Annotated in this window: 11 protein-coding genes and 1 pseudogene; 2 read left to right on the forward strand and 10 right to left on the reverse strand. The window is 68.1% G+C overall.

Features of this window, described 5'->3' with window-relative positions:
• The first annotated feature begins 10 nt into the window (after positions 1 to 10).
• A pseudogene (locus I1A62_RS11985) lies at positions 11 to 963 on the forward strand (hypothetical protein).
• Complete coding sequence (locus tag I1A62_RS11990) at positions 963 to 1,715, forward strand: sensor domain-containing protein (protein WP_124389975.1); 753 nt, start codon at positions 963 to 965, stop codon at positions 1,713 to 1,715. The pseudogene I1A62_RS11985 and the gene I1A62_RS11990 overlap by 1 nt, the downstream one beginning before the upstream one ends.
• 98 nt (positions 1,716 to 1,813) lie before the next feature.
• On the opposite strand, the gene I1A62_RS11995 is transcribed toward I1A62_RS11990, so the two are convergent.
• The 10 genes from I1A62_RS11995 to ftsZ form a co-directional block, all read right to left on the reverse strand.
• Positions 1,814 to 2,314 carry a hypothetical protein gene (locus I1A62_RS11995; protein ID WP_087556253.1) on the reverse strand — a complete coding sequence of 167 codons (501 nt, stop codon included), beginning with the start codon at positions 2,312 to 2,314 and terminating at the stop codon, positions 1,814 to 1,816.
• A gap of 150 nt (positions 2,315 to 2,464) precedes the next feature.
• Positions 2,465 to 3,817 carry a DNA polymerase IV gene (locus tag I1A62_RS12000; protein ID WP_124390040.1) on the reverse strand — a complete coding sequence of 451 codons (1,353 nt, stop codon included), beginning with the start codon at positions 3,815 to 3,817 and terminating at the stop codon, positions 2,465 to 2,467.
• 46 nt (positions 3,818 to 3,863) lie between these two features.
• Complete coding sequence (gene ileS, locus I1A62_RS12005; protein ID WP_219458773.1) at positions 3,864 to 7,031, reverse strand: isoleucine--tRNA ligase; 3,168 nt, start codon at positions 7,029 to 7,031, stop codon at positions 3,864 to 3,866.
• 262 nt (positions 7,032 to 7,293) lie between these two features.
• Entirely contained in the window at positions 7,294 to 7,545 is a 252-nt protein-coding gene (locus I1A62_RS12010) for a hypothetical protein (protein ID WP_219458774.1), read from the reverse strand.
• Between the two features lie 49 nt (positions 7,546 to 7,594).
• Positions 7,595 to 8,446, reverse strand: a complete 852-nt coding sequence (locus I1A62_RS12015; protein WP_124389972.1) for a DivIVA domain-containing protein — start codon at positions 8,444 to 8,446, stop codon at positions 7,595 to 7,597.
• Between the two features lie 102 nt (positions 8,447 to 8,548).
• Positions 8,549 to 8,851 carry a YggT family protein gene (locus I1A62_RS12020; protein WP_072945348.1) on the reverse strand — a complete coding sequence of 101 codons (303 nt, stop codon included), beginning with the start codon at positions 8,849 to 8,851 and terminating at the stop codon, positions 8,549 to 8,551.
• Between the two features lie 133 nt (positions 8,852 to 8,984).
• Positions 8,985 to 9,662 carry a cell division protein SepF gene (locus I1A62_RS12025; protein ID WP_124389971.1) on the reverse strand — a complete coding sequence of 226 codons (678 nt, stop codon included), beginning with the start codon at positions 9,660 to 9,662 and terminating at the stop codon, positions 8,985 to 8,987.
• A gap of 85 nt (positions 9,663 to 9,747) precedes the next feature.
• Positions 9,748 to 10,473: a YggS family pyridoxal phosphate-dependent enzyme gene (locus I1A62_RS12030; protein WP_219461180.1), complete on the reverse strand. Its 726-nt coding sequence runs from the start codon at positions 10,471 to 10,473 to the stop codon at positions 9,748 to 9,750.
• Positions 10,474 to 10,520: 47 nt separating this feature from the next.
• Positions 10,521 to 11,264, reverse strand: a complete 744-nt coding sequence (gene pgeF, locus I1A62_RS12035; RefSeq protein WP_219458775.1) for a peptidoglycan editing factor PgeF — start codon at positions 11,262 to 11,264, stop codon at positions 10,521 to 10,523.
• The gene (ftsZ, locus tag I1A62_RS12040) at positions 11,261 to 12,460 is read right to left on the reverse strand and encodes a cell division protein FtsZ (protein WP_012688055.1); all 1,200 of its coding nucleotides are present in this window, start codon (positions 12,458 to 12,460) and stop codon (positions 11,261 to 11,263) included. The genes pgeF and ftsZ overlap by 4 nt, the downstream gene beginning before the upstream one ends.
• Positions 12,461 to 12,546 lie beyond the last annotated feature (86 nt).

Here is a 12,546-nt window from a genome sequence, read left to right on the forward strand (position 1 = left end):
GCCTGGGGGCGTGCCACTGTTCTCGAAAGCTCTGCGACCCGGATTCTGCCTACTCGCCGCAACCCTCTCCCTGGTCGCTCTGACCGCCGGGTGCGGAGGTGACGGCGACTCCTCGGAGTCGAGCCCCGCAGGGTCCACGTCCACTCCCGCCGAAGTGACCGTCCCAATCTCCGCCACCACCGTCGAACTGATCCAGCCCGGAGAGGAACCACGGGAGGTGATCTCACGCAGACCGCCGGCTGGGGTCACGCAGGACGTCCAGCTGACCACGGACGCGCAGGTGTTCCAGCAGATCGACGACCAGCCCGCCCAGGACTTCTCCTCCCCCAGGTGACGCTCCCCCTCACCGCCGCCGTCGGCCGGGCGACCGAGGACGCGGACGGCAGCACCACCGTCGACCTCACGCTCGGCGACGTCACCAGCCCCGACGACCGCCTCGGCAGCGCACTCGAAGCCAGTGCAGGTTCCGGCGCCGGCTTCACCGTCGATCCCACCGGTGCGATTACCGCGCTGCGACTGCGACCGGACGCCGACGCTCAGGACATCGCGCGCTCCGCGATCGAGCAGGCCTTCTACCAAGCCGTGTACCGCACGGTCCCGTTTCCGGCGGAACCGGTCGGTGTGGGCGCCCAGTGGACGATCCGCCAGCAGGTGATGAGCGGCATCGCGCTCGACCAGACGACCGTGGCCACCCTGACCGCGCGAGACGGCAACCGCCTCACCGTCGACTACACGATCGACCAGAAGCCGAAGTCCCCCGTGTGGGAACTGCCCGGAGAGGCAGGCACGCTGAACGTCGACCAGTACGTGATGCAGGGCTCGGGCACCATGACCGTCGACCTCGGTCTGCCGCTGCCGGTGTCCGGGACGGTGACCGTGGGCGGTGACCAGCAGTACAGCGACCCCGACGGCGCCACCCGCCTGCACCAGACCACGTCGAACTCGGTCCGGTGGGGGTCGTGATGCGCCGCGGACCCGTCGCGGCCTCCTACTCGCTGCTGGCCGTGCTCGCGCTGTCGGCATGCTCGTCGAACGCGTCCGGCGACGCAGGCGACACCGGATCGCTGGAGCCGCTCGGTCCGGTGGTGACCGCCGCGCCGGATGCGGCGGGCACACCGTTCGCCGATCGGGCCGCGCTGAAGGCGGCGCTCCTCGACGTCGGCGACCTACCGGTCGGATTCACCCCGGTCCCCGATCCCGAGGAGGATCTGGGTTTGCCGCCCGCGTCGGAGTCGGCGGATTCCGACAAGTCGAGCACGGATCCCGCGGACTGCGCCGCGGTGCTGTCGCCGGTCGCGGACCAGCGCCCGGGAGCGCCGGCGTCCGCGTCCGGCTGGTTCACCGGCCCGGGCTTCGCGACCATCGACCAGGACGCGGCGAGCTACGCCACCGGCGCCGACGCGGCCCAGGCCTTCGCCGCGGTGCAGGGCCGGCTGGCGGGATGCACCCAGTACAGCGGCACGGACGCCGACGGCGTGCAGGTGCAGTACCGGGTCGGGGGCCGCGAGCAGCAGCCCGCGGGCGACGCGTCGACGGCGTTCCGGCTCGTCACCACCAGCGAGGGCGTCAGTCTCGTCTCGGACGTGGTGGTGGTCGTCGTCGGCAGCACCGTCACTCAACTGGTCGCGACGGGACAGGATCCGATCGACGCCGGCGTCTTCGGCGACCTGACGAGCACCGCCGTGGCGAAGCTCGCGCCCGCACCCGCCGGGTGAGCCGACCCCGTAACGACCGATGCCGGTGCCCCCGAGGGGACACCGGCATCGGTGCGAGAACGCGGCGATCCGTCAGGACCGCACGGTTCGGCCCGGAATCAGGCAGGGCATGCAGGCGAGGTCAGCTGCGCGAGCGACACGATCTGGCATGCGGTGATCTTCGACAGCTTCCACGTTCCGTTCTCGCCGGGAACGAAGATGGCCGGAACGCCACCCTGCTGGACCTGGCCGTTGACGGTCAGCTGCAGCTGGCCGCTGGCGGTGCCGTCACCGTTGTCGATGACCGGGTCGAGAACGGTGACCTGGGCGTTGTTGGCCTTGGCGGCGGCGGCGACCTGGTTGATGAGCTCCGGATCCTGCTCCGAGCCCTCGACCATCGCGGACTTGACCTCGAGCGGGGTGGCCGGGTCGAGGCCCTGCACCAGAAGCGCGTTGAGATCGGCCGCGGTGGGCACCTCGATGGCTTCCGAGGTCTCGGCAGCTGCGGAAGTCGTCGTCGTGGTCTTGGCCGCCGTGTCGCCGTCGTCGGAGCCACACGCGGACATCGTGAGGGCTGCGGCGATTGCTACTCCGGCAACCGTGATCTTACGAAGCTTCAACTCAATAACCTCTTCATTCTCGGTGTTCGTTCTCGGACGATCTGAGCACGTTCGCTACCCGGGCGACATTACCCAAGGGTAGGCATCAGCGCCCGAGGCTACCTTCTCGCGGAGCCGGTCTCCACTCCCTCGTCCGGGCGATGCGTCCGGTCACGCGAGCGAGCCTTCCACATCGGCCGTCTCGAGTTGCCCGTCGTCCTCCTTGAACGTGTGGGCCTTTCCCGGACCCGTTGTGCGCGTTTCGAATCGGACGGTCACGACACCGTGCCCGGCACCCTGGACCCAGCCGTGGCCGAAGTCCGGGTGCGTCACGTCGAGACCGGGATGCCACCGCGTGTCGATCGCCCGGGCGGGTGCGGGGGCGGGGGCGGGTGCGGGGACGGGCACGGACAGGCCGTCGTCACCGACCGCATCCGTGATCTTCGACTCCTGGTAGCCCGGGACGTCCAGGTCCAGTTCGGGGAACAGCGAGCCCTGGCGCACCGTCGACAGTCCGGCGAACCCCACCCCGACCAGACGGACCGGGCCGAGTTCGATCGGGTCGATCACCTGACGCTGCGCGGCCGCGACCAGAATCTGACGGTCGAGGGTCGCGTAGGGAAGCGTGACCGAACGCGTCAGAATGCTCATGTCCGCCTTCTTCAGCTTCAGCACCACTGTGCGCGCGGCCCGGCCGTCCTTCTGCAGGCGCACGAACGCGGACGCCGCGCTCGACTCGACAGCAGTTCGCAAGTCCGCCATCGTGACGATGTCGGTGGCGAAAGTCGTCTCCGCACTGACCTGTTTCGACTCCGCGCGTTCGGCGACGGGCCGATTGTCGATGCCCTGCGCCAACCGGTGCAGGCCCGGTCCGATCGTGGTGCCCAGAATCGACGCGACCTCCGATTCGGGGGTCCGCGCGAAACCGCCGATGGTCTCGATGCCGAGCCGCTTCAGTTTCTCCTCCGCGACCGGGCCGATGCCCCACAGCTTCCGCACCGGAAGCTCGTCCAGCACCGCGTGCTGCTCGTCCGGCGAAATCACCGTGATCCCGTCGGGTTTGGCGAGACCGGACGCGATCTTGGCCACCTGTTTCCCCGACCCGGCACCGATGGACGCGACGAGCCCCGTCTCCTCGAGAACCAGGGCCCGCAGGCCCTCGCAATAGCGTTGCACCGTGGCCGCATCCGCTCCGGCCAGTTCGGTGGGTTCACCGAACGCCTCGTCCATCGACAGTTGCTCGAGCACCGGCATCGGCCCGCGAAGCGCGTCGAACACGGACTTGCTCAGCATGCCGTACAGCCGGCCCCGCGGCGGCAGCACCACCGCACCCGGACCCACCAGCCTCCGCGCCTGATGCATCGGCATGGCCGACCGCGCGCCGAACACCCGCGCCTCGTAGCTGGCCCCGGCGACGACACCGCGCCCGCCGAGACCACCGACGAGAACCGGGCGGCCGCGGAGCGTCGGCCGGGTGAGCTGCTCGACCGACGCGAAGAACGCGTCCATGTCGAGGTGCAGCACCCACCGACGACTCACCTGGTGCAAAATACCCGCCCGGTCCGACAGGTCACGCCTTCGTGATCGCCGCCCGCACACCCTCGCCGAGTTCGACGGCATCGCCCGGCGCCTCGGCCAGTTCCAGCTGGACGGCGAGGATCTCGCCCGCGATCAGTTCCCGGTGCGCCAGCGCCCAGTCCCGCCGTTCCGCGGGCACGTCGAGGACGACGGTGATCCGGTCGGACACCTCGAGCCCGGCCGCGCGGCGCGCGTCCTGCAACTCGCGGATCCGGTCCTTCGCCCAGCCCTCGGCTTCCAGTTCCTCGGTGACCGCCGAGTCCAGGACCACCAGACCGGCACCGTCGGGCAGGGCCGCCGTCGACTCCGGTTCGGCGGCAACCAGACGCTGCGTGTACTCCTCCGGCAGCAACTCGATCCCCGCCGCGACGACGACGCCGTCCGAGTTCTCCGACCAGTCACCGGCCTTCACGGCCTTGATGACGGTCTGCACGTCCTTGCCCAGCCGCGGCCCCGCGGCGCGCGCGTTGACGACGAGCTCGAAGCGGCCGTGTGCGTCCACGTCGGTGGTGAGGTCGACCTTCTTGACGTTGACCTCGTCGGCGATCAGTCCGAGATACGGGCGCAGCCGCTCCGCGTCCTCGGCCGCGACCGTCACCTCGGGCAACGGCAACCGCACCCGCAGGTTCTGCGCCTTGCGCAGACCCAGCACCGTCGAGCACACCGACCGGACCTCGTCCATGGCCGACACCAACTCCGGATCCGCAGGCAGCTCACCGACAGTGCTTCCGGGTCGCTCCCCAGGTTCCGCTCCCGCGGGCCAGTCCGCGAGGTGCACGGACCGTCCGCCGGTCAGCCCCCGCCAGATCACCTCGCTGATCAGCGGCAGCAGCGGCGCGGCGAGCCGGGTGACCACCTCGAGCACGGTGTGCAGGGTGTCGACGGCCTCGGCGTCCTCGTCCCAGAAGCGCGAACGCGACCGCCGCACATACCAGTTCGTCAACGCGTCGCAGAACGTGCGCAGTTCGTCGCACGCCCCGGCGATGTCGTTCGTCTCGAGCGCGTCGGTGATGACGTCCCGGGTGCCCGCCAGCTTCGCGAGGATGTACCGGTCCAGGACGTTCGTCGAATCCGTGCGCCACTCACCGGACGTCGGCGCGTACAACTGCAGGAAGCTCCACGCGTTCCACAGCGGAAGCAGCGCCTGCCGGACACCCTCGCGGATGCCCTGCTCGGTGACGACGAGGTTTCCGCCGCGCAGGATCGGCGACGACATGAGGAACCAGCGCATGGCGTCGGAGCCGTCGCGCTCGAACACCTCCTTCACGTCCGGGTAGTTGCCCTTGGACTTGCTCATCTTCAGGCCGTCCTCGCCCAGGACGATGCCGTGGGCCGCAACGGTCTTGAACGCGGGACGATCGAACAGCGCCGTCGCCAGCACGTGCAGCGTGTAGAACCAGCCGCGGGTCTGACCGTTGTACTCGACGATGAAATCGCCCGGGAAGTGAGAGTCGAACCATTCCCGATTCTCGAACGGGTAGTGCACCTGCGCGTACGGCATCGACCCGGACTCGAACCAGCAGTCGAGGACCTCCGGCACGCGGCGCATCATCGACTTCCCGGTCGGGTCGTCCGGGTTCGGGCGCACCAGGTCGTCGATCATCGGGCGATGCAGATCCGTCGGCCGCAGCCCGAAGTCACGCTCGAGTTCGTCGAGGGAGCCATACACGTCGGTGCGCGGGTACGCCGGATCGTCGGACACCCACACCGGAATCGGGCTGCCCCAGTACCGGTTGCGGCTGATGTTCCAGTCGCGGGCACCCTCGAGCCACTTGCCGAACTGTCCGTCGCGGATGTGCTCGGGCACCCAGGTGATGTCCTGGTTCAGCTCCACCATGCGGTCGCGGAACTTGGTGACGGCGACGAACCACGAGGGCACGGCCATGTAGATCAGCGGCTGCCCGCTGCGCCAGCTGTGCGGGTACGAGTGCTCGATCGTCTCGTGCCGCAGCAACTTTCCAGCAGCCTTGAGGTCCTTGATGATGACCGGGTTCGCGTCGAACACCAGGAGACCCTCGTACGGCGGCACCATCGCCGTGAACTTGCCGCCCGGGTCGAGCGGCTGCACCAGTTCGATGCCGTTGCGGACGCAGTAGTCGTAGTCCTCTTCACCGAAAGCCGGTGCCATGTGCACGATTCCGGTGCCGGACTCGGTGGTCACGTAGTCGGCGGACAGCACCCGGTGCGCGTTGTCGTGGCCGGCGAAGAAGTCGAACGGCGGGTCGTAGCTGAGCCCGACGAGCTCGGAACCCTTGTGCTCGGACAGCACCTCGGGCTCCTCGCCGAGTTCGCGGGCATAGTGACCCAGCCGGTCCTTCGCGAGTACGTAACGCTTCCCGTCGCCACCCGCGACCTGCACGTAGTCGATGTCCGGGTGGACCGCGACGGCGAGGTTGGACGGCAGCGTCCACGGGGTGGTGGTCCAGATGATGGCGTTGGCGCCGTCGAGCGGTCCCTCACCGCGCAGTGGCATGTCGACCGTGACGGCCGGGTCCTGGCGCATCTTGTACGCGTCGTCGAGCCGCGTCTCCTGGTTCGACAGCGGCGTCTGCTCGTACCAGCTGTACGGCAGCACGCGGAAACCCTGGTAGATCAGGCCCTTGTCGAACAGTTCCTTGAACGCCCACATGACCGACTCCATGAAGTCGAGGTCCAGGGTCTTGTAGTCGTTGTCGAAGTCGACCCACCGGGCCTGACGGGTGACGTAGTCGCGCCACTCGTCCGTGTAGCGCAGCACCGACGACTTGCAGTATTCGTTGAACTTCTCGAGACCCATGACGTCGATCTCGGACTTGTCCTTGATGCCGAGTTGCTTCTCCGCCTCGAGTTCGGCGGGCAGCCCGTGACAGTCCCAGCCGAATCGGCGCTCGACCTTCTTGCCGCGCATGGTCTGGAACCGGGGGACCAGGTCCTTGACGTACCCCGTGAGGAGGTGGCCGTAGTGCGGGAGACCGTTCGCGAACGGCGGACCGTCGTAGAACACGAACTCGGGGGCGTCGTCGCGCTGGGTGACCGAGGCCCGGAACGTGTCGTCCTCGTCCCAGCCGGCCAGCACCCGCTGCTCGATCTCGGGGAACCGGACGCCGGCGTCCTGGGAGACGCCGTAATCGACCTTGGGGTACGACTCGTTGCTGTTGGTCACGTTGCTGGTGTCGGTCACCGCGATCTCCTCGTGCCTGAAGTACTCGGCACGGGGACGACGGGGACGCCTCCTGCGTCACCTACCGCGGTACCACCCCGCTTGCACCCCGGAGGGCGCCTCTCGGTGCCGGGCTGTGACGGGCCCACCCGTTCGGTTCTACTGAGCCGGCGTGCCGGCCGTTCTTCCGAAGGCTCCCCGGTGATGGCCGGATCGTCGCCGCGAAACTCGATTACTGAATTATTCGCTGAATGCAGTCTAACCGCCACCGCCGGACGGCAGCTCAGTCGGTCTCGTCGGATCCGGGCGTCGTGTCCGTATCCGCTGCGGTACCGCGGTCACCGGGGACACCGCTCGCGGGTTGCCCCGGCACGACCGTGGCCTTCTTGCCCGCGAGAGCGCCGACGAGCAGCAGGACCGCTCCGGCGACGCATACCACGATGCATCCCCAGGCCCACACGACCGAACCGGTCATGAGAGCCACCACCAGGAGAGCGAACCCCACCGCTGCAAGAGCGAGTGTCACGACCAGCACGGCTCAACCTCAATCCGGGCCGCTGGCTGGGCAACTACCGCGCGCTCAGTCAGCTATTGCCCTTGGCGTAGGACTGGCTGTAATTGGACTGCGATCCACCCTGTGCGAACGAATCCTGACCGCCGTCCACCGGAACCGCGGATCCCCGCTGCTCCAGTTCCTCGAGCTGCGACTCCAGGTACGACTTCAGGCGCACACGGTATTCGCGCTCGAACGTCTTGAGCTGTTCGATTCGACCCTCCAGCACCGAACGCTGCTGGTTGATCGTCGCCATGATCTCGGTGTGCTTCTTCTCCGCGTCCGCCTGCAGCGCGTCGGCCTTCTCCTTGGCCTGGCGCAGCTGGGTCTCGGAACGGGTCTGAGCGTCGGTGATCAGTGCTTCCGACTTCTGGCGGGCGTCCGAGATCATCGTCTCGGAACGGTTCCGCGCGTCGCTGACCAGCTGCTCCGAGTTGGTGCGTGCGTTGCCGAGCAGCTGCTCGGACTCGGTCTTCGCGTCGCTCGTGAGGCGGTCTGCCATCTCCTGGGCGAGACCCAGGACCTTGGCGGCCTGCATGTGAGCGTCGGCGCCCTGAGCGGGAGCCGGGGCAGCCGCGGCGGCCGGGGCCGGAGCGGGCGCCGGAGCAGGTGCCTTGGGCTGCTCGACGACGCGAGCGGGCTCCGCCTTGGGGGCAGGAGTGGGTGCTGCAGACGTGGAGCGGGGAGCCTTCTTCGCATCGGCGAGCTCCTTGTCGAGCTCCCCAACTCGCTGCCGAAGGTCGGCGTTCTCCTCGATCAGGCGCGACAACTCTTGCTCGACGAGGTCGAGAAACGCATCGACTTCGTCTTCGTTGTAGCCCCGCTTACCGATCGGTGGCTTGCTGAACGCGACATTGTGCACATCAGCGGGAGTCAGCGGCATGGAAGGATCCCTTCACGCGTCATTTGGCGGTCTAGCAAGCATTCAGTTACAGCGCAGTCTACGTAACGGTGAAACAAGACTGGATCAATGGGGTCCATTCTGTCACACCACTCCCGCGGCACGCGCTTGTCCCTGAACGATCGACATCAGGATGAAGACGATGAACAGCAAGACCATGATGGATAGATCCAACCGCACCCCACCGAGATTGATCGGGGGGATCAACCGCCGAAGCAGTTTGACCGGTGGATCGGTGACCGTAAAAATCGCTTCGAGAATGACGACCACGACGCCGGTTGGCCGCCAGTCTCGTGCGAAGGTCCGTACGAACTCGACAATGATTCTGCCGATGAGAAGCAGCCAAAAGACAAACAGTATCAAATAGATCACCGAGAACAAGGCCACACCTTCACTCTGCCTGAGAATGTCCGGGCGATCAAAACGAGCCGCGTGGCCAGGGCGTTCTGCGCCACAGCCGTCGCGGCTCGCGTCGTGTCGGACGTTCGGATCCCGATGGTCGTTTCCCCCGCTCCCCGGCTTACTTCTGGCTGTAGAAACCGGTTTCCGCGATGCGGCGACGCTCCTCGGCGGACACGTCGATGTCTGCGGGTGAGAGCAAGAACACCTTGGTGGCCACCTTGTCGAACGACCCGCGCAGCGCGAATGCCAGACCGGCGGCGAAATCCACGAGGCGTTTGGCGTCGGCGTTGCTCATCTCGACGAGATCCATGATGACGGGGGTGCCGTCCCGGAACCGCTCGCCGATGGTGCGGGCCTCCCCGTAGTCGCGGGGGCGGAGCGTGGTGATCTTGGACAGTGGGCCACCTTCGTCGAAGAGGGGTCCGCGACGGCTCTCGACCCGGTCGGATCGCGTGTCGACGGCGAGCGCGCCGCGGGTGCTGCCGCGCACAGCACCGCTCGCGCTGGGACGTGCCGACCGGACGGCCACGGGTTCCACCCGGGACGAGTGCCGGGGGCTCTCGTAGCGGTCGAAGTCGTCGTCCAGGTCGTCCCGGCGACCGGGCGCGTAGGCGGCCTTGCTGAAGGCCGGTTCGGCGAAGTCGCGGTCGTCACGGTCGAGGTACGGATCGCGTCCACCGTCGCGCGCCGGTCGAGCGGGCCTGCGCGCAGGTTCCGGCTCGTCCAGGTACTCGTCCTCGTAGTCGTCGAGGGGAACCATGCCGAAGTAAGCCTTGAACTTGTGCAGACTGCTCATTGATCGACCTTCCTTGGCGCGGCGGACAGGATCCAACTGCGACCGGTCGCAGCGGTGTGGACGGGTTGGCGATCACCTGAGCGATCTATTTCGAGGTTATAGGCCTCGAACCCAACAGCGCGGTTCCGACACGCACGCAGGTGGACCCGTGTCGAACGGCGTGCTCGAGATCATTCGTCATGCCCGCCGAGAGTTCCGTCGCATCCGGATGGTCGCGCTGCAACCGTGCGTGTATCTTCTGCAGTTCCTCGAACGCCGCGTCCGGGTCGGCGTCGATCGGCGGAACCGCCATCAGTCCGCGGTACTCGAGCCCCGGCGACGACTGCACCTGCGCGGCAAGGCGATCGAGGTCGGCGATCGCGGCGCCGCCGCGCTGCGGGTCACCGTCCAGACTGACCTGCAGCAGCACCCGCAGCGGCGCGGGCCGCTCCCCCGCCTCCAGGGCCGTGGTCGCCGCGCGGCCGAGGGCGCCGACGAGTCGTTCGCTGTCCACCGAGTGGATCGCGTACGCCCAGTGCGCGACGGCCTTCGCCTTGTTGCGCTGCAGGTGCCCGATCATGTGCCACCGCACCGACGGGTCCGTCACCGCGTTGCGGAACTCCGCGATCTTGGCCGTGGCCTCCTGCTCCCGCGACTCCCCGAATTCACGGCAGCCGAGGTCGTACAGGATCCGGGCGTCCGATTCGGGGAAGAACTTCGTGACGGGCAGGAGCGACACCTCCGAGGGGTCGCGGCCGGCGTCCCGGCACGCCGCGTCGAGCCGTACGCGCACGGCGCCGAGCGCAGCCTCGATGTCCCCGACCCTGCTCATCGTTTCCACTCCCACACCGAATCCCTCACCGGCGACGCCGGCAGTTGTCACACGCTGTCCTGCCCAGTATCCATCCAGATCACCGCCGCGAGCCGACCGGTCGGGGCCTGGCGGCGATGACTGAACAGCGTCTGGTCCTCGATGGTGCAGCGCGGATCCTCCGCAACTCCCGCGACCCCCGCGTCGAGCAGTTGCTTCCGCAGACCCGCCCGCAGGTCGAGACCGGGTGTCCCCTTGACGGTGCGGACGGCGCTGCCGGGAAGGAACTTCTCGACGTCCGCCTGCATCGCCGCGGGCACCTCGTACTGCCTGCCACTCGCCGCCGGACCCAGGAACGCGCCGATCCGATCGATCCGCGCTCCCTGCTCGACCATGACGTCGAGAACCCGCGGAACGATGCCGATGCGGGCGCCGATCCGGCCGGCGTGGACGGCGGCGATCACCCCGGCCTCGTCGTCGGAGAGCAGCACCGGGACGCAGTCGGCACTGAGGGTCGCGAGCGCGAGCCCCCGCACCGTCGTCACCAACGCGTCCGTCGCCGGCACCGGCGTGTCGGTGGGCCCGTCGACGACGGTCACGTTGCGGCTGTGGATCTGCTCCATCCACACCAGGTGGTCGAACGGCACGCCGATCTCGCCGGCGAGCCGGCGCCGGTTCGCCTCCACCGCGGCCGGATCGTCGCCGACGTGATCACCGAGGTTGAACGTGTCGTACGGTGCGACGGAGTGTCCTCCGGCGCGGGTGGTGACGACCCGGCGAACCCTGAACTCGGGGGCGGTCGGCGAACTCAACGACGCATGAAGGAGGGCACGTCGACTTCGTCTTCACCCTCCTCGTCGGACACCGGCACCGCACGGGACTGCCCGTTTCCGGGAAGCGGCGGCAGACTGCTCGGGCTCTGGTGCGAGCTGATCGTCTCGCGGGTCACCGACATCGGCTCGCTGTTCTGCTGCTCGGCCGACTGTCCGACCTCGCCCGCCCGTCCGGCGCCGATGGCGCTGCGACCGGCAGCACCCGACTCGACCGGCCTGCGGGTGGGGGTGCCGCCGTCGAACCCGGCGGCGATGACGGTGACCCGCACCTCGTCGCCGAGGGAATCGTCGATGACGGTGCCGAAGATGATGTTGGCGTCGATGTGGGCGGCTTCCTGGACCAGCGACGCAGCCTCGTTGATCTCGAACAGGCCGAGGTCGCTGCCACCGGCGATCGAGAGCAGCACGCCGCGCGCACCCTCCATCGACGCCTCCAGCAGCGGGGAGTTGATCGCCGATTCCGCGGCCTTGATGGCCCGGCCCTCACCGCGCGAGGATCCAATGCCCATCAGCGCGCTACCCGCACCGGACATGACTCCCTTGACGTCGGCGAAGTCGACGTTGATCAGTCCGGGGGTGGTGATGAGGTCGGTGATGCCCTGGACACCGTTGAGCAGAACCTCGTCGGCACTGCGGAACGCGTCCATGAGACTGACCGCGGCGTCGCCGAGCTGCAGCAGGCGGTCGTTGGGGATCACGATGAGGGTGTCGCACGATTCGCGCAGCGACTGGATGCCGGTGTCGGCCTGGCCGCCGCGGCGCTTGCCCTCGAAGGAGAAGGGCCGGGTGACGACGCCGACGGTGAGGGCTCCGAGCTTGCGCGCGATACTCGCCACGACCGGTGCGCCACCGGTGCCGGTGCCGCCGCCCTCGCCTGCGGTCACGAACACCATGTCGGCGCCCTTGAGGACTTCCTCGATCTCGTCCTTGTGGTCTTCTGCGGCCTTGCGGCCGACTTCGGGATCCGCGCCGGCGCCGAGCCCGCGGGTGAGTTCCCGGCCGACGTCGAGCTTGACGTCGGCGTCACTCATCAGCAGCGCTTGCGCGTCGGTGTTGACGGCAATGAACTCGACTCCCTTGAGTCCCTGCTCGATCATCCGGTTGACTGCGTTCACGCCGCCGCCGCCGATGCCGACGACCTTTATTACGGCGAGGTAGTTGTGCGGGGGCGTCATCGGCTCTCGCCTTCCATGAGTGTGTATCACGCTTTCGTACAGATCAGCCCAGCCTGAACCCTCAACATCAACCATAGGGTTACGGT

This window comes from Rhodococcus sp. USK10, from assembly GCF_019378875.1.
Classification (GTDB): domain Bacteria; phylum Actinomycetota; class Actinomycetes; order Mycobacteriales; family Mycobacteriaceae; genus Rhodococcus_F; species Rhodococcus_F pseudokoreensis.